We start from the raw sequence: 18,805 nt of genomic DNA, 5'->3' as shown, positions 1-18,805 counted from the left end.
AGGTTCGATATGTATCATTTCCTTTATAAACTATATAACCAGCTGATTTCTTTAGCCCATATATCTTCATTTGGCGTTTCTAAAATAAGAGGAATATTGTCGAATCTGCTGTCTTGCATCAATAGTCTGAATAGTGTCGTACCCAATTCTCCTTTGCCTAAACTTTCATGGCGGTCAATATGTGACCCTACACCTTTTTTAGAATCGTTGAGGTGCATTGCTCTGAGATATTTGAACCCGATAGTTTCATCAAATTCCCGAAATGTTTTTTCAAATCCCTCAGCTGTAGCAATATCATATCCTCCGGCAAATGTATGGCATGTATCTATACATACGCCTACACGGCTTTTATCTTCAACACGATTAATAATGTAGGCAAGGTGCTCGAATTTGTATCCTATATTTGAACCTTGTCCGGCGGTATTTTCGATGACAGCTGTCACACCATTGGTTTTATCCAATGTCAAATTTATTGATTCTGCTACACGATTTAAGCACTCTTCCACTGAAATTTGTTTTAAATGACTGCCCGGGTGGAAATTGAGCATTTGTAATCCAAGTTGTTGGCATCGTCGCATTTCGTCAAGGAAGGCTTCTCTTGATTTTTTCAGAGCTTCATTTTCGGGATGTCCTAAATTGATTAGGTAGCTGTCATGGGGTAGTATATGTTGAGGTGAAAAGTTCAGTGATTGGCATCGTTGTTTAAATAATTCGATACTATTATCTGAGAGTGGAGACGATTTCCATTGTCGCTGATTTTTTGTAAATAGGGCAAATGCTCTGGCTCCGATTTTCTGGGCATTTTCCGGAGCATTCTCTACTCCTCCGGATGTACTTACGTGCGCTCCTATGTATTTCATATAGTTCGTTTTTAGCTGATATTTGTACAAATTTAGTGATTATTGCGGTATTTGTTGTGCATTCTTCAAGAAGTTTTATTTGCGGGAAAGAGATATTTATGGCAGGAAAGGGAAAAAGAAGTGTTATATTTTGGGTGTTTGAGGAAAATGAGAATAATGATATTCATAACATATTTTTTGTATCGGATAATTTCTGTTATTTTTGTTTGATAAAAAATGAGTATGCTGAGTAAAAATAAAATAAAATATATACAGTCGTTATCTCAGAAAAAAAATCGGATGGCTACAGGGTGTTTTCTTGCTGAAGGTAATAAATTGGTGGGAGATACTTTATCTGCTTTTCATTGTGAGTTGTTGGTCGCTACAGAAGAGTGGTTGGCTGCTCACGCCGGGGCCGAGGCTGACGAGATACTTATTGCCGGGCAGGAAGAGATTGAGCGGGCTTCATTGCTGCGTTCACCGCAGTCGGTTATGGCTGTGTACCGTATGCCAGATAGGCATATGGACTATAATCTCGTATCTACGTCGTTGTCGCTTGTTTTGGATACGATACAGGATCCTGGGAATTTGGGGACGATCATTCGTCTGGCAGATTGGTTTGGCATTGAAAATGTTTTTTGTTCACCTGAGTGTGTTGATGTTTATAATCCGAAGACCGTGCAGGCTACTATGGGAGCATTGGCACGTGTAAAAGTTTTTTATTTACCTTTAGTCGAGTTATTTGGGCAGTTTTCAAAATTGCCCGTATATGGTACGTTTCTTGACGGGGAAAATATATATGAACAGGAATTGACGCAGAATGGATTTGTACTCATGGGTAATGAGGGGAACGGTATCTCGTCGTCATTGGAAAAATATATAAGTAAACGGCTATATTTGCCTAATTATCCTCCTTTCCGGCAGACTACAGAGTCTTTGAATGTTGCGGTAGCGACAGCTATCGTTTGTGCTGAATTCCGGAGAAGGTCGATTGGGAAATAAATGATTGAAAATATATTTTCTTAGAATTTGTTTTTAAGTTTTCGATAGAAGGAATTTTTTGCTACGGAGTATATTTTTATTATCATATACGGCCGGCTCCTTTTGAGGATAGGGAGGATTGGATGTTTGTTTTTGTCTTGGGATATTGGGCCGGTGAGGGTTTTCTCTTTGGGGGAGGGGAGGATGGCAATCTGTCATACTTTAATTTTTATTATTTCTATATTTCCCGGTTGAGAAGGACGTTCGGTTGACCAGTTGACAGAAGTTACAGAATAGAGCAAGCATTTTTTACCTTCTGATGCCGTGTAATCAATATAAATAGGATTATTGAGAATTGCATTTCCCACAGTCAGTTTTAGATTTGTATCTAATTGTTTTTTGAGAATATCAATGAATATTTGCTCTTTTTCTTCAAATTCAGGAATAACGACAAACAGGACGCCTTCACAAAATGTAGTTAAAGATACTTCTTGCTGAAAAGGGAGTATCGATAAAATGGTATTATCATCAGAAGAGAGATAAAGGATATGTTTGTTTAATAGCAAACTTTTATAACAAATTTGGTGGGAGAAATATCCTTTTTTCATCTTCTTAATGGTGTTATCTCAAGTTATAGGGCTACTTATTTTTTATGGAATCTTTTTTCTCTACATTATGTAGGGAAGGTGGAATCTTTTCAGAGGTTTTGGGTATGATACCTTCTTTATATCGTATTCTCATTAGGGATATACTATCGATATACATTGTTGCCCGGCTGGGCTCAGAGGGTACGATGACACTACCGAATATCCTTGATGCTTTTGTTCCTTTGTCTGAGGTAATCATTAAACTGACGGGCCCGTCGTGACGGATATCGGTGGAAGTAAACCTGATAGAATCGTTTTGTTGTTTAAGGGCCAATATTACTTTGGGATAGTTGATATGTTGTTTAGGCAACATACCGAATTTTAATTTTAAAACGAATATGTCTTGTTCTCGTGTATTTTCGTCTGAATTGATTTCGAAAGTAAAAACTTGCCGACCGGCATGAGGTTCAAAAATAAAAAAGTTATCTCTCCTCCAGATATTTATGCTGTCACCCGGCCGAGACAGGGGCTGTGAATTATTGTCTGTTATAAGTCCGCTTACTTGTTTTTCTTGTGTCCTTAGCCGTTCAATGACTTTGCCGTATATATCGACGTATTTTTCGAGATTCCGCCCGTACCACATGAGTGAAGTATCAAATTGGGCTTTATTGGTGTTGTGTTTTCGAAATACAGATTCCCTTAATGCTTCTTTTTTTTCTGAAGTGTTGAATTTTTCATATTCGGTCTCTATCAGGGCTTCGGATTTGTGTATATCGACTAATAAGTCTTCCATCTGTTTCTCTTTTAGTATATAATCTGGTGTATGATCACAAGCTATAAATAGGGTATTTATTATCAGACATACTAATATGTGAAACGATGTTTTCATTGAATCTGTCTAATTTGCGATGGTAATTTTGTCGTAATTATCTGTATTTTTTATTTTTTCTCTTTTTCTTCGTCAGTTGATAAATAGCGGCGATAAAATAAGAGTACTAATATAACCCCTACCGATATGGCCGAATCTGCAATATTGAATACGGGGCGGAAAAATTCAAATAATTCTCCTCCGATTCCGGGAACCCAGTCGGGCCAATAGAAATGGAATAATGGAAAATATAACATATCTACGACTTTCCCATGAAATAGTGTTCCATATCCGCCTCCTTCCGGGAACAGTGTAGCAATAAAGGGTGCAGGTGGAGCATCAAATATAATGCCATAGAAAATGCTGTCTATAATATTTCCTGCCGCACCGGCCAATATCAATGATATACAAACGATGTATCCGGTTTTTGTTTCTTTTTTTTGGTGTACTAGTTTGAATAGATAATAAGAGATGAACAAGACTGCTATTATACGAAATAGGCTGAGAAATAACTTACTGATAATCTCGATACCGAAGGCCATTCCATTATTTTCTACAAATAAGATATAGAACCAATTGGTAATACGTATATCTTCCCCTAAATACATATGTGTCTTGACCCATATTTTACTTGTTTGGTCTACAAGTAATACTAAAAAAATAACTAAAATGGCAATTTTACCTTTTGTAAGTTTCATATGATAATGTATTCCTCTTGTGCATAATGGCTTTTGAGCTATGATGCCGGCATATTATAGCTCTTTATAACAACAATTCGATTCCTGTATCGTGAAATACTGGTATCGAATTGTTATTTTATTTTCTAAGAAGGCATTTTACTTCTGGCCTTTTTCTTTGGCATTGATACTCAATGTAGCATGCGGTACGGCCCGTAATCTTTCTTTGGGAATCAATTCACCTGTTTCGCGGCAGATGCCGTATGTTTTATTTTCGATTCGAACCATAGCAGCTTGCAGATGTTGTATGAACTTCATCTGACGCTGGGCTAACTGACCTGCTTCTTCTTTCGAAAGAGTTGAGGCGCCTTCTTCTAATACTTTAAATGTCGGTGACGTATCCGAAGTATCGTTTCCGTCAGTATTCATGATTGCACTTTTCAGCAAATCATAATCGCGGTAAGCTTTTTCGAGTTTTTCTTTGATGATTGCTCGAAACTCTTCTAATTCCGCATCCGAATATCGTGTTTTTGTGCTCATAGTGTTGAGTTTTTGAGAGGTTCTGTATAAAAATTCTAAAATATTTATTTCATATAACTATTATAACCTTTGTTTTGTTTATAGTGCGAATGTAAATAAATTAGTCTAATATACAAAAATTAATAGCTTCATTATCGAAGATTTTTAGGCTTTAACAATTGAAACTTTTAATTTGAAGTTTTCAAAATCCAATTCGTTGATATCTCTATCTAATTTTTCGGTTATCTCTATTGAATTTGCTAAAACCTGTTTTGCTATGTAAGTCTTGTATTCTTCCACAGCGGCATCAGTTTCTTCATTGGAAGATATTCTGATATTTATTTTATCTGTGATATCGAATCCGCTTGATTTACGTATATTTTGTATACGGTTTACCAACTCACGAGCAATACCTTCTCTTTTTAGATCATCGGTGACTGTGACATCCAATGCTACAGTCAGTTTGCCTTCATTGGCCACTAACCAGCCGGGAATGTCTTCTGATATTATTTCGACATCGGAAGTTTCTATAACTGCATGTTGTCCGTTGATATCAAATAAGAAATTTCCTTCTGTTTCAAAACGAAGGATATCGTCTTGGCTCATCGCAGCTATCGCAGTTGCAAGTTGTTTCATTATTTTACCGTATTTCGGTCCCAGTTTTTTGAAATCGGGTTTGATACGTTTTACTAATATACCTGCCGCGTTATCGACAAATTTCAGATTTTTTACATTTACTTCATTTAATATCAATTCCTGTACAGCCTCGATATGTTCTTTTTGATACTCGTCAAGGATGGGTATCATAAGGGTTGTCAGGGGCTGACGTACTTTTATGTTGACTTTACGGCGTAAGGCCAGTACCATAGAAGTAATATCTTGAGCAATATGCATCCGCTCTTCAAGTTCCTTATCTATGATTTCTTCATGTAGAGTAGGAAAGTTACATAAATGTACTGATTTATCGGCACGTCCTGTCGCAGTTGTCAAATCGGTGAAAAGTCTGTCCGAGAAGAACGGGGCGATGGGTGCCATGAGCAGAGCAACAGTTTCGAGACACGTATATAAAGTCTGATATGCTGATAATTTGTCTTCATTCATTTCTCCACCCCAAAAACGTTTCCGGTTTAGGCGCACATACCAGTTGCTCAAATTGTCATTGACAAAATCTGAGATGGCTCGTCCAGCACGGGTGGGCTCGTAAGAATTGTAATGTTCGTCTACTTCTTTGACAAGAGTGTTTAATAGGGAAAGTATCCAACGGTCTATCTCCGGACGTTTCTCTACTGGAATATCTTTTTCTTTATAATTGAATCCGTCGACGTTAGCATATAAAGCAAAGAATGAATAGGTATTGTAAAGTGTCCCAAAAAATTTACGGCGGACTTCTTCTATACCGTCCAGGTCAAATTTTAGATTGTCCCATGGTGAGGCGTTTGTTATCATATACCATCGTAATGGGTCTGAACCGTATTTTTCGATGGTGGAGAAGGGATCTACAGCGTTTCCTAATCGTTTAGACATTTTGTTCCCATTTTTGTCGAGAACAAGTCCGTTGGAAACAACAGCTTTGTAAGCTACACTGTCAAATATCATTGTTCCCAATGCATGTAAGGTAAAGAACCAGCCGCGAGTTTGGTCTACGCCTTCAGCAATGAAATCGGCCGGGTATACTTCCCGTTTATCAAAAACTTCTTTATTTTCGAATGGGTAATGTATTTGTGCATATGGCATTGCTCCAGAATCGAACCAGACATCGATAAGGTCACTCTCGCGCTTCATTGGTTTGCCTGATTTTGAAATTAAAACAATATCATCGACATAGGGGCGATGCAAATCTATCTTGTTGTAATTCTCAGCTGTATATTCTCCTGGGATAAATCCTTTATATGGATTTTCTTTCATATAGCCGGCTTTGATGGCTTTTTCTATTTCGTTGTATAATTCCTCGACCGAGCCGATACAAATTTCTTCAGAACCGTCTTCTGTACGCCAGATAGGTAAAGGTGTACCCCAGTAACGGCTTCGAGATAGATTCCAATCTTGCAAATTTTCCAACCATTTGCCAAAACGGCCGCTTCCGGTAGATTGGGGTTTCCAGTTGATAGTATTGTTGAGCTCTATCATACGTTCTCGACAAGCGGTCGTACGGATAAACCAGCTATCTAATGGATAGTATAATACCGGTTTGTCTGTACGCCAGCAATGGGGATAACTGTGTATATGCTTTTCTATTTTGAAAGCTTTATTTGTTTGTTTTAGTAAGACACTTATATCTATATCGAGGCTGGGGTCATTTTCTTTGAGAGTACTGTCGTAAGCATTTTTTACATACCGTCCGGCATATTCTTTGTAAAGGTCTACATTTACGTATTTTTTTACAAATTCAGGGTCAAGGTCTTCTATTTTGTAGAATTTCCCCGTCATATCTACCATAGGCCGCTGGTTTCCTTCTTTGTCTATCATCATCATAGGAGGGATACCGGCTGCTTTGGCAACTCTATTATCATCGGCCCCGAAAGTGGGAGCAATGTGTACAATGCCTGTACCGTCTTCAGTGGAGACGTAGTCTCCCGGAATGACGCGAAACGCGCCTTCACCCGGATTTACCCAAGGTAATAACGGCTCATATTCCATACCTATCAAATCGTTTCCGGTATATTCGGCTACAATTTTATACGGTATTAGTTTATCGCCGGGTTTATAGTTGTCAAGGGGCAAATCGGCAGCTTTGACATTAAATAATGAAGATACGAGTTCTTTGGCAACAATAACGCTGATAGGAGCTCCGGTATACGGGTTGTAACTTTGTACTAAAACATAAGTTATATTTGGCCCTACACATAAAGCTGTATTCGACGGCAAGGTCCATGGGGTGGTGGTCCATGCCAAGAAGTAGGCTTCTCCAAAAGCTGTCATTTCAGGTTTTGGATTTTTCATGTGAAATTGTGCTACACAAGTAGTGTCTTTTACGTCTCTATAACATCCCGGCTGGTTCAGTTCATGGGTACTTAATCCTGTCCCTGCTGCCGGAGAATAGGGTTGGATAGTATATCCTTTATACAAAAGCCCTTTGTTATAGAGTTGCTTCAGCAGCCACCAAAGAGTTTCGATATAGCGGTTGTCATATGTAATATATGGGTCTTTCATGTCGACCCAGTATCCCATTTTATGTGTTAAATCTTCCCATTCATGGGTGTATTTCATGACATCTTTCCGGCAAGCGGCATTGTAATCGGCAACCGAAATGGATTTTCCTATATCTTCTTTAGTAATGCCCAAAGCTTTTTCTACTCCAAGTTCAACAGGAAGTCCATGGGTATCCCATCCGGCTTTTCGTTTTACATGAAAACCTTTCATCGTTTTGTAACGACAAAAAATATCTTTAATCGATCGAGCCATTACATGATGAATACCCGGCATTCCGTTAGCCGAGGGAGGCCCTTCGTAGAATACGAATGAGGGGCATCCTTCTCGTGTTTCCAAACTCTTGTGGAATACATCATTTTCGTCCCATTTTTTCAGCACTTCTTTGTTTACCTCTGATAAGTCGAAGTGAGAATATTCGTTAAATTTCTTGCTCATATCTGATTAAAAATATAGTTTCTTTTAAAAATTGCCACGAAGGTACGAAAAATGAATGAAATATAGAAAAACGATAATCATTAAATAATAAGACCGGTTTAAATTTGTGTGGGGGAAGTTTGGGGTGTTGAAATTATTTTTACCGTATATAAAATATTAAGGCATTCTCCAATCCTTACCGATTTGTTTAAAGAAGATATCTTTCTGATTTGCCTATTCATGGGGAATTAAAAAAAACGGATAAGGGATGGAGGATTGGTATTGAAATTTAAATCTTGTCGGTTTTGTTTTAAAATTGTTTTAGTTCTTGATATAACCTTTGGACAGGGAGTCCCATCACGTTGAAATAAGATCCTTGGAGTTTGCATACACCGATGTAACCAATCCACTCTTGTATACCGTAAGCTCCAGCTTTGTCTAAAGGATGGTAATGGTTTACATAATACTCGATTTCTTCGTCTGATAGTTCGGAAAAGGAAACATCGGATGTTACTGCGAAAGAAACTTCTTTTTCTTGAGTGCAAATGGTTACTCCTGTAATTACCTGGTGTGTTTTTCCTGATAAATTTTTCAGCATGCGTTTGGCGTCGGATTCATCCGAAGGTTTTCCGTACACTTTTCCATCAAGCCAAACGATGGTATCGGCAGTAATAAGGAGTGTATTTTTTTTCATTTTAAAACGGTATGCTTTTGATTTTAATTTTGAAATAAAAAGCGGAATGTTTTCACCTTGGAGTGTATTAGGGTACGATTCATCTACATCGGGCAGAGAAGTGACTCGGTAATTAATGCCCAGACCGCTCAAAAGTTCACGCCTGCGAGGGGAATTGCTGGCTAACAGTATATCGTATTTTTCTAAGTGAGAAAGCATAGTATTTCATTTTTTTTGGTTACCATCCGAAAGCTTCATCGGCCATCCACTTGTTTTGGGCTTTCAGGACTTGTTCTATGACATCGCGCCCGCATCCGCAACCTCCGTTTTTATAGGATATATAAGTTGATATTGCTTTGATTTCAGGTGATGCATCTGCAGGGCATGCAGGTAGTCCGACTTGTCGCATTACTTCGTAATCAGGGATATCATCGCCCATGTACATAATCTCTTCTGGCTTTAGGCCGGTTTCTTGTATTAGATTTTTGTATTCGTTCATTTTTACGCTTGCACCCATATAGATATAAGGAATGCCTAAAGCTTCAAAGCGTTTTCTGACGGCATCGGTTCTTCCTCCTGTAATAATGGCTACGATATAGCCTAACCTTACGGCAAGTTGTAAAGCGTAACCATCTTTAATGTTCACCATTCGCATAGGTTCCCCGTTCGGGTGTAACGGGACCATATCGGCTGATAATACTCCGTCAACGTCAAAGACAAAAGCTTTTATTCGGGTCAAATCATAGTTTATTCTGCTCATGGTCTGTTTGGCTGAATTTATGTATATTTTTACTGATTAGATGATATATTTCTTTTTCTATGCTGTCAGATAACAATTCTTGTTGGGCTTGCATCACATTTTCATCGTATCGTACAGCGGGGCCTGTCTGAGCCTTTATGGGATTCATTTCGTGTATTTTTGTTGCTGTTTCGTCAATAAGAGGTAATAAAACGTCAAAAGAGAGCCCTTGTTGCTTTAATATATTGTTGGCAATGGCGTACATGTGGTTGGTAAAATTGCATGCAAAAACGGCCGATAAATGTAAGTATTTTCTTTGTTCGGATGTTGTTATTGTCACTTTTGTTGCTAAGCTATGGGCAATATCGGATAGCAATTTTAAGTCTTCAGGTGCAGATGCTTCAATAAAAAAGGGGGTAGTTGATATATCTATACTGCGGGTTTTACTGAAGGTTTGTAGCGGATATAGTACTCCATATCGTCGGATATATCCCTCGAATATGTTCATTGGCACGCTGCCTGCAGTATGTACCCATAATGCGGTATTGGGTTTTAGACGGGCAACGGTTTCTTTTAGGGCTGTATCTTTCAAAGAAAATATGTACAGGTCGGCGTTGTCTTTTACAGATGTGATATCTGTGGTATATGGAACCCCGAGTACTTGGCCTAATTGGGATGCTGATTCATTACTACGGCTAAAAACTTGTATAATCTCATATTGTTTGTTTTGCATGGCGACAGACAGATGTGTCGCTAAATTTCCGGCTCCTATAAAAATGACTTTTACCATTGTTTTTTTTGATTTACCATTTGTCTATATGAACTTTTTCCCACATCGTCTTCTCTTCATCAAAGGGTTTACGTTCTTCGTTTTTGTGGCCAAATGTAATGACTGATAGTACTTGTATCTGATAGGGGATACCTAACATTTCTCGGATGTAATCTTCTGCAGATTGTCCATTTTCAGTCAGCCTATTTCTTATTTGTATCCAACAGCTCCCTAATCCTAAATCTTCTGCTTGTAGTTGCATGAGTATTGAGGCTATTGATGCGTCTTCGATCCAAACATCACTTTTTAGAGGGTCTGCGAGTACGACAACGGCCATTGCTGCTCCTGCGATAGGTTTGGCTCCGAATTCTTTGCAATAGGATAGTTTTTCCAATTTTTCCTTTTCTTCTATTACGATAAATTCCCATCCGGTCGACCGTTTGGAGGATGGAGCCATTAAAGCTGCTTCGAGTATAAGCCTTACATCTTCCGGAGATAATGCTTCATCGGTATATTTTCGTATACTTCTACGGGATTTTAGCAATTCATGGAATGTTTTCATACGATAAATATCTTATAAGTGTTATGTTAGCAAATGTACTGATTTTTTCGGATAACTATAAAATGTGGTTTTAATTTTGGTGGGAGATAAAATATTTGATTTCTTATTTAGAGGGTGGAAACGCTTGTTCTATTTTCCTTTGGAATATTATAATTATTTTGAGAGTTGGATATTTTTCTGTTTTTTGGGACAGATTTGACTAATATTGAGTGTTTGTTACAATTTTTTTATACTTTTACTGTCTGTTGGAAGTATAAAATTAAATAATGAATATAGATGAGAAAGTTGGTATTGTTATCTGTTGTTTTTGTATTGTGCTTGGGGTGTAATAGGAAGCAAACAGTGAAGTTTTTACAATTGAATGTTTGGCAAGAAGGAACGATGGTCAAAGGTGGCTATGATGCTTTAGTTGATGAGCTGGCCCGGACAGATGCGGATTTTGTGATGTTGAGTGAAGTGCGTAATTATGATGGAACCCGTTTTTGTGACCGGATAACTGCGTCGTTAAAAGAAAAAGGGAAAACTTATTATTCATTTTACAGTTATGATTCGGGTCTTTTGAGTAAATATCCTATAATAGACAGTGCTACTGTTTTTCCGGAAAATGAAGACCATGGCAGTATTTATAAGTTAGTTGCCGATATGGACGGGCGGGAGGTTGCTGTGTATACTGCACATTTGGATTATCGCAATTGCGCTTATTATGATGTACGGGGATATGATGGAGATAATTGGGCAAAAATGGAGGCTCCTTTGACGGATATAGATAGTATATTGAGAAAGAATGTGGCATCTCAGCGGGATGATGCTATCCGCCAGTTTTTAGATGATGCTGCAAAAGAAAGAGAAAAAGGTCGTTTGATATTTATTGGAGGAGATTTTAATGAACCTTCTCATCAAGATTGGACGGAGGCAACGAAAGATAGTGCCGATCATCATGGATTGGTAATACCTTGGACCGTGACTACATTGTTGGCAGAAAATGGATATCAGGATGCGTATCGTACTTTGTATCCGGATCCTGTGAAATATCCTGGGTATACTTATCCGGCAGATTGTAAAGATATTGATATCAATAAGCTGTTATGGGCTCCGGAGGCTGATGAACGTGAGCGGGTGGATTATATTTTTTATTATCCGGCAGAGGGGTTGGCGTTATCTGATGTCGCTTTGTACGGGCCGAATGGTTGCATTCGTAAAGGGCAGCGGGTTCCGGAAAATTCTCTTGATAATTTTATCGCTCCTATTGGTGTCTGGCCTACTGACCATAAAGGGGTGATTGCGGAATTTCAGATACAATGATATAATCAAGTTGTGAGATTCAGAATTTGTTTATCGAGAATTACCTCCGAGAGTTGTATTTTGACTTATTGGAGGTAATTTTTGTTGGCATTATGTTGCAGTGATAAGGTGAGGGGCCGGTCTGATGTTTTGATTATGTAGCGATGATGATTTGAAGTTTGGATAAAATAACAAAATTGTATGGTTTCTTCTGAAAAATATACGGAAATCTGAATTTTTGCGTTAATATAAAATGTATTGTATATTGGAATTGAATGAACTCTAAATTGTATATACTAATTTTGTTCCTGCTTTGTGGCTCTGTCCTTCATGCCCAGAAAAAGGTAAAACTTTCGGGGAGAGTGATTGATGCAAATAATGAGGGAATAGAATTGGCGAGCATTAGGATTGAGGGAACGACTCAAGGCACAATGACCGATTTGAAGGGTAATTATGAGATATATGTGGCACCGGCTGATACGGTTGTCGTTATATATTCGTGCTTGGGATATCGAACTGAACGAAAAACGCTTCTTTCTCCGAAGCAGGACATGATGATGAATGTGCGTCTTTATACGATAGATCGTACAATAAAAGAAGTTGTAGTGACAGAGCATCGTAAGCAGACGAGTACTTTACAGCGTATCGATTCTAAAGATTTGAAACTGATGCCTGATGCAACGGGAGGGAGTATCGAAGCAATGTTGACAACAATGGCAGGGGTGAATTCGAGTAATGAATTGAGTTCGCAGTATTCGGTTAGAGGAGGGAATTTTGATGAAAATATTGTGTATGTAAATGGTATAGAGGTTTATCGGCCATTGACTGTTCGTTCGGGCCAACAAGAGGGGTTGAGTTTTATTAATCCGGATTTAGTGGGTAGTATAGGTTTTTCTTCGGGAGGATATTCTGCCGAATATGGAGACAAGATGTCTTCGGTGCTGGATATTACATACAAACAGCCGGAAGCGTTTGAGGGTGCTGTTGCCGCCAGCTTTTTAGGTGCAAGTGCTTCTGTGGGACAGAGTACATCTAAATTTTCGCAATTGCATGGGTTCCGATTTAAAACCAATTCAACGTTATTGAGTTCTTTGGATACTAAAGGGGAGTATAAACCTTCTTTTTTCGATTATCAGACCTTGATTGCCTACAAGTTTTCTCCTCAATGGAAATTGTCTTTTTTGGGAAATGTCTCGAACAATACTTATAAGTTTACCCCACAGGAACGTACAACAAAATTCGGAACATCGTCTAATGCCGCTCAATTTAAAGTTTATTTTGACGGTCAGGAAAAAGATAAGTTCCAGTCTTTTTTTGGAGCTTTATCTTTGGATTATTTTAAAAATAAAAATACTGCTTTTTCATTGTTGGCGTCTGCTTTTGTTACGAATGAAATCGTTCGTTATGATATATCAGGGCAATATTGGTTGGACGAGCTTGATATGTCGGGAGAGGTTACGGAAACAGAGGCTGCCGGGACTTTAGGGGTGGGTACTTATCATGAACATGCCCGTAATAGATTGAATGCCGGAGTGATGTCTATAGCATTAAAAGGGGTAACTCGTATTCGACAAAATGATATAAAATGGGGACTCAATTATCAGATGGAAAAAATTACTGATAGGGTGAGAGAATGGGAGATGAGGGATTCTGCCGGGTATTCATTGCCTAATTTGGAGCATAGTTTGGAGTTGATTTCAAACTTGAATTCGAAACAGGATATGCAAACAAATCGTATATCTGCATACGTCCAGGATACATACCGTTTGCGTAAAGATGTAGGGTTGTTTACTTTTACAGGAGGAATACGGGCTTCATTTTGGGATTTTAATAAAGAGTGTATTGTTAGTCCCCGGGCCTCGGTAGGGTTTATTCCGGCACGGGAGGAGCGACTGACACTGCGTTTTGCAACAGGGATTTATTATCAGGCTCCTTTTTATAAGGAATTTCGTGATACTGTTCGTGATGAACGGAACAATCTTATAGTTGCTCTTAATAGAAATATAAAATCGCAACGTTCTATCCATTTTGTGCTGGGACAGGATTTTTCATTCAGGGCGGTCGACCGACCTTTTAAATTTACGGCTGAACTTTATTATAAAAAGTTAGACAATCTTATACCTTATGAGGTAGATAATGTGAAGATATGGTATTCTGGGAGAAATGAATCGAAGGGATATGCTGCGGGACTGGATATGAAATTGTTTGGTCAATTTGTTCCCGGAACAGATTCTTGGCTTAGTTTTTCATTGATGAAGACTCAGGAGAAAATAAATGGGAAATGGGTACCTCGACCTACTGAACAGCGGTATAGCATAGCGTTGTTTTTCCAGGATTATGTACCTCGTTTTCCGAAATATAAATTTAATTTGAGGGCTATATGGTCTGATGGATTACCTATTGGAGCACCTAAGTTGGGACGACAAGCGGGATATTTTAGAACAACACCTTATCGTCGTGTGGATATAGGTGCCTCACGTTTGTTGGTAGGAGGTGAAGACCGTATTATGAGACGTGGATTTTTCCGTCATTTTAAGAGTATTTGGATTGGATTAGACATATTTAATTTGTTGAATATCAGTAATGTGAATTCTTATTATTGGGTGACTGATGTGTATAGTAATCAATATGCCGTGCCTAACTATTTGACAATGAGACAATTTAATCTTAGGCTTTCTGCAGAATTTTAATGTAGATGTTTCGATAACTTGTTTTCCAGATTTCTTGGATGAGAAATTAGGGACGGGGCTCGTTCTTATCGAGGCTTGCCCAAGCTCCTTCTTTTCGTATTACATAACAATTTATATGATGTTTTGAACATTCCCGTTCGAGCCAATAACTTTTGAAATAAGTAATATTGGATGGTATTATCAGGTGTTTTATCTTGAATAGAGGCAAGAGGTCAGACAAGCGGCCTTTAAAATCATTGGTTGCGATGACATAATCGATAGGGAGTTGGTAAGCCGAATTTTTTGTTTTCCAGTTCGTTGAGTCGAGTAATAGAATTCGTTTTTGTCGGAAAAGGATAAATGGCCTGCTAATGAATAAATTGCCATTATTCATAGAATCTTTGGCGATTATAAATTTGTTTATCCCGTTTTTTATCCAAAAATTGGATGCTATTTTTTCTATTTTGGGATAGTCTACTATCGAGTCAGTACTGTATAAAAAATTATTTTTATCATCGATAAAGTTGATGACGGTATTCTGGTTGTCATTATAAATGACCCATCCGTTTTCTATTTGCTTGGGTAGGGGGACGGCTTTATTGTATATTAGGAATAGAAGTATAAAGGATAGGCAGAAAATAATCCAGTTACTTTTTTTTTGTTTGAAAGCTATATAAAGTGAAGATAATATTCCGAAATATAGCACTATGTGTCTCGGTTCTAACCATATTTTTAGTGAATTGCAGGGTATTTTGTCGGTGTAGTAGGCCACTAAAGACAAAAAATGCAGTAAATGTTCTGTGGCATAATGTATCCAAGTAATGGAAATATCGATTGCTGTCAATATAACAGAGATTATGCTTATGCCGAGTATGATTGGCAATAAAGGAATAATCAGTAAGTTGGTGAATAAGAAAAGTAAGGGTACCGTATGAAAATAGTAAGCTGCAACAGGTAATGTCCCGATTTGGGTTGCCAGAGAAATAGCAATGATTCCGGCAATTTTATTCCATAATTTGTTATTGGTCATGATGCCATGGAATATGACAGGGTAGAAAAGTACGATGGACAATACTGATATGTAACTGAGCTGAAATCCTATGTCGAAAAGATAATAAGGTTGGTATAATAGCATAAAGAAAGCTGCAGCGCATAAAGAGTTCAGCGTATTGCCTTTCCTGTTGAGAACATATCCTACGATAATGAATGAGGCCATTATACAAGCTCTTATTACAGAAGGAGAGAGTCCGGTAATGAAGGCATATATCCATAGTCCGACTATTGTGAAGATATGTCTCATTTGCGGCATACGTAACCATATTAACGGATAGAATGCAATATATAATATGCCCAATATAATGCCGGTATGTAGTCCGCTTACAGCCAGAATGTGAGAAAGTCCGGAAGAAGAGAATAACTTGCGTTGCTCTGTCGATATTTCATCGGTATATCCTAATAATAGGGCATTTAAAAGAGCTTGTTCTTCTTTACCCAGATTTATTTCAGAAATGATATTAACTACTTTTGTCCGATAGTATAGGGCTTTTTCTTTCCATGTCATTCGGGGAGAGAATCCAAGTCGTCTCCAGTCTTTTTCTGGCAGATATTGGCTATATAATATTCCTTTCCTTTGGGTATAAGAAGCGTAATCGAATGCTTCTGGATTGGGGATGTTTTGTATAGGTTGGAGCTTTTGTTTAAAGATGATGTAATTACCGGGTACCAGGGCGCAGGAATGATCATCCGGGTAAAAATAGAGAATGGCTTTTTTACTGAATTGATGATATGCTTCGTTTTGGTCGATTAGATGTTCTATTGTAACAGTGCATGAAACTGACTTGATTTTTTTCCCGTTATTTTCATCTATACGGGCAATTGCTTTTATGTATGTAGCGGGTATAGGTGTTTCTTGCATTTGCTTCAATGCAACGGAAAGCATGCCTAAGGTACAAAATAGAAAGCAAATTGATATGCCATATGTATACCGAAATCTGAATTTTTCTGCCGGATTGCGAGGGATAAGGTAGAACAAAAAACTGCAAATCGTTGTTATAAAAAATATGTAGATAAGGTTAACGGCAGGGCAAAAATGTTGAATGCAAATACCTGTAATAAGTGGGCATAATAACCGTATGAAAGGGGCGTTTTGCATGGAAAATTAGGAATAAGAGAGACAGAACTTTGAGATAAAATAAGTAAATTGTGTGTGTTTTTCGGTTTATTGGAATTAGATGAGATTAACAAAGAATGTGAGTTGTTGTGTCTTTATCTTTGTTCTGTCTCTCGTTATGCTTTTAGTCTAAATGTTTCAACTGATGTATCATTTGAGTAGGATTTTCTGCCTTAAATACAGAATTTCCAGCTACGAGAACATCTGCCCCAGCTTCAACAATTTGTTTTCCGGTTGTTAGATTTATTCCCCCGTCCACTTCGATGAGGGCTTTAGAGTTTTTGTTGTTGATTAGTTCTTTTAATTTTTTTACTTTTTCTATAGAATGTTCTATAAATTTTTGTCCGCCGTAGCCCGGATTTACTGACATGATAAGAACCATATCTACATCATTGATAATGTCTTCGAGTAAGGATATTGGAGATGAAGGATTCAGAGTCACCCCGGCTTTCATTCCTGCCTCTTTTATTTGCTGTATTGTACGATGTAAATGTATGCATGCTTCGTAATGGACATTCATCATGAAAGCACCTGAATCTCTGACTTCTTTGATGAATTTAGCTGGATCGGTAATCATCAGGTGTACATCCAATGGCTTTTGAGAAAGATTTTTTACATACTCAAGAACTGGAAAGCCAAAGGATATGTTGGGAACGAAAACTCCGTCCATTATGTCAATGTGTAACCAATCGGCTTCACTTTTATTTACCATGTCGATGTCAGCTTTAAGATTACCGAAATCGGCGGATAGTAAAGAAGGGGCTATTTTATGATTCATAATATATAATCACGACATTTTTACTTATACAAATATATAAGGAATGTATTTAATAATGAAGTAAATCGGGGAAAATAAATATATCCCCAATCGGTTATTGAACAAATGCTTAATAACCGATTAGAAATTTATAGTTTATCAGAACTAATTGATAATATAACTATTCAATTTTTCTGGCAGGCTACTCTCAAATGTATATGTTCGTGCAAATTGTTTAAGCTTTGTGAGAGTAAGATTGTTCGGGGCCAAATTGGTGTTCAAAGCTTTTTTTGATATAATTCCGGGAGTAATTTTTTTATTCATAGGCAAATTTTTAATTTTTTGTTATTGTTTACCTAAAAAACGCTCCCTGTATAATATTATTGTATATGGGCTATCTTTTTTTACAATGTTAACACAATATTGTTTTCTTCTGCCAAACGACGCATATTTAATATGGCATAACGCATTCTGCCGAGTGCAGTATTTATACTTACATTCGTTGCATCAGCAATCTCTTTGAAGCTCATATTTTTGTAATAGCGCATGATAAGAACCTCTTTTTGATTGTTAGGAAGTACGCTTATCAATTTTCGAATATCAGCGTCGATTTGTTTTTTTATGATGCTGTCTTCAATAGTGCCTTCACTCAATTCTTTATTGTTGAATATATCTGCACTAAGTTCATCATTTGAGATTTGGTTTTCACTTTTTTCTTGACGATAATAGTCGATAATCAAATTATGAGCAATACGAGTTATCCATGCCGGAAATTTTCCATTTTCGGTATATTTTCCCTGGCGTATGGTCATAATAGCTTTCACAAAGGTCTCCTGAAAGATATCTTCTGTCAAGTCACGGTTATGCACTATATAATAAATGTAAGAATATATTCTGTCTTTATGACGGTTTAGCAGAATATCGAAAGCTTCATTATTACCTTTTGCATATAAGCCAACCAGTGTTTCATCTGATTGCGATAACAAATTATTATCCATTACCTCTTGTTTTTGATTTAAGCGTAATGTTATATCCTATAGGCTTCTGAATTTTTATTGATTAATAAATAGAATAATTGTTCGTTGCAAATGAAATATATTTTTCTTAAATGAAAAAGGTTTGGAGCCTTTTTTTCTTATAAATTCTAATA

The 18,805-nt window shown here is 37.5% G+C and carries 16 protein-coding genes; 3 read left to right on the top strand and 13 right to left on the bottom strand.

Annotated features, from left to right (window positions below; all coding sequences use genetic code 11):
• Window positions 1–23: 23 nt before the first annotated feature.
• On the bottom strand, window positions 24–860 hold the full coding sequence (gene nfo / locus Cop2CBH44_RS04535; protein WP_021929470.1) for a deoxyribonuclease IV: 837 nt from the start codon (window positions 858–860) through the stop codon (window positions 24–26).
• 216 nt (window positions 861–1,076) lie between these two features.
• On the opposite strand from nfo, the gene Cop2CBH44_RS04530 reads away from it, so the two are divergent.
• A complete protein-coding gene (locus Cop2CBH44_RS04530) occupies window positions 1,077–1,841 on the top strand; it encodes an RNA methyltransferase (protein WP_200755626.1) in 765 nt (254 codons plus the stop codon).
• Window positions 1,842–2,035: 194 nt separating this feature from the next.
• On the opposite strand, the gene Cop2CBH44_RS04525 is transcribed toward Cop2CBH44_RS04530, so the two are convergent.
• From Cop2CBH44_RS04525 to Cop2CBH44_RS04485, 9 genes are all read right to left on the bottom strand, one after another.
• On the bottom strand, window positions 2,036–2,428 hold the full coding sequence (locus Cop2CBH44_RS04525) for a hypothetical protein (RefSeq protein WP_021929467.1): 393 nt from the start codon (window positions 2,426–2,428) through the stop codon (window positions 2,036–2,038).
• Window positions 2,429–2,459: 31 nt separating this feature from the next.
• A complete protein-coding gene (locus tag Cop2CBH44_RS04520; RefSeq protein ID WP_021929466.1) occupies window positions 2,460–3,296 on the bottom strand; it encodes a DUF4296 domain-containing protein in 837 nt (278 codons plus the stop codon).
• 50 nt (window positions 3,297–3,346) lie between these two features.
• Window positions 3,347–3,973, bottom strand: a complete 627-nt coding sequence (locus tag Cop2CBH44_RS04515; protein WP_021929465.1) for a lipoprotein signal peptidase — start codon at window positions 3,971–3,973, stop codon at window positions 3,347–3,349.
• A 138-nt stretch (window positions 3,974–4,111) separates the two neighbouring features.
• Complete coding sequence (locus Cop2CBH44_RS04510; protein ID WP_021929464.1) at window positions 4,112–4,492, bottom strand: TraR/DksA family transcriptional regulator; 381 nt, start codon at window positions 4,490–4,492, stop codon at window positions 4,112–4,114.
• A 144-nt stretch (window positions 4,493–4,636) separates the two neighbouring features.
• Window positions 4,637–8,056 (bottom strand): isoleucine--tRNA ligase, encoded by a 3,420-nt coding sequence (gene ileS / locus Cop2CBH44_RS04505; RefSeq protein ID WP_021929463.1) that lies wholly within the window; start codon window positions 8,054–8,056, stop codon window positions 4,637–4,639.
• Window positions 8,057–8,345: 289 nt separating this feature from the next.
• Entirely contained in the window at window positions 8,346–8,927 is a 582-nt protein-coding gene (locus Cop2CBH44_RS04500) for a Maf-like protein (protein ID WP_021929462.1), read from the bottom strand.
• Between the two features lie 19 nt (window positions 8,928–8,946).
• The gene (locus Cop2CBH44_RS04495) at window positions 8,947–9,468 is read right to left on the bottom strand and encodes a KdsC family phosphatase (protein ID WP_021929461.1); all 522 of its coding nucleotides are present in this window, start codon (window positions 9,466–9,468) and stop codon (window positions 8,947–8,949) included.
• Entirely contained in the window at window positions 9,449–10,237 is a 789-nt protein-coding gene (locus Cop2CBH44_RS04490) for a Rossmann-like and DUF2520 domain-containing protein (protein WP_021929460.1), read from the bottom strand. Before Cop2CBH44_RS04490 ends, Cop2CBH44_RS04495 begins: the two co-directional genes overlap by 20 nt.
• Before the next feature lie 13 nt (window positions 10,238–10,250).
• Window positions 10,251–10,778, bottom strand: a complete 528-nt coding sequence (locus Cop2CBH44_RS04485; protein WP_021929459.1) for a nitroreductase family protein — start codon at window positions 10,776–10,778, stop codon at window positions 10,251–10,253.
• Window positions 10,779–11,054: 276 nt separating this feature from the next.
• Here Cop2CBH44_RS04485 and Cop2CBH44_RS04480 point away from each other — a divergent pair, with 276 nt between their 5' ends.
• The gene (locus tag Cop2CBH44_RS04480; protein WP_021929458.1) at window positions 11,055–12,080 is read left to right on the top strand and encodes an endonuclease/exonuclease/phosphatase family protein; all 1,026 of its coding nucleotides are present in this window, start codon (window positions 11,055–11,057) and stop codon (window positions 12,078–12,080) included.
• A gap of 254 nt (window positions 12,081–12,334) precedes the next feature.
• Complete coding sequence (locus Cop2CBH44_RS04475) at window positions 12,335–14,749, top strand: TonB-dependent receptor (protein ID WP_021929457.1); 2,415 nt, start codon at window positions 12,335–12,337, stop codon at window positions 14,747–14,749.
• A gap of 46 nt (window positions 14,750–14,795) precedes the next feature.
• Here the strand turns inward: Cop2CBH44_RS04475 and Cop2CBH44_RS04470 are convergent, their stop codons facing one another.
• From Cop2CBH44_RS04470 to Cop2CBH44_RS04460, 3 genes are all read right to left on the bottom strand, one after another.
• Complete coding sequence (locus tag Cop2CBH44_RS04470; RefSeq protein ID WP_074023894.1) at window positions 14,796–16,880, bottom strand: ComEC/Rec2 family competence protein; 2,085 nt, start codon at window positions 16,878–16,880, stop codon at window positions 14,796–14,798.
• A gap of 142 nt (window positions 16,881–17,022) precedes the next feature.
• A complete protein-coding gene (gene rpe, locus Cop2CBH44_RS04465) occupies window positions 17,023–17,676 on the bottom strand; it encodes a ribulose-phosphate 3-epimerase (RefSeq protein ID WP_021929455.1) in 654 nt (217 codons plus the stop codon).
• Window positions 17,677–18,059: 383 nt separating this feature from the next.
• On the bottom strand, window positions 18,060–18,653 hold the full coding sequence (locus Cop2CBH44_RS04460; RefSeq protein WP_200755624.1) for an RNA polymerase sigma factor: 594 nt from the start codon (window positions 18,651–18,653) through the stop codon (window positions 18,060–18,062).
• Between the last annotated feature and the right edge of the window lie 152 nt (window positions 18,654–18,805).

It is taken from the genome of Coprobacter secundus subsp. similis, from assembly GCF_015097275.1.
GTDB lineage: Bacteria > Bacteroidota > Bacteroidia > Bacteroidales > Coprobacteraceae > Coprobacter > Coprobacter secundus.
Note: the sequence above shows the minus strand (reverse complement) of the source record. Positions and strands in the feature narration are given on the sequence as shown.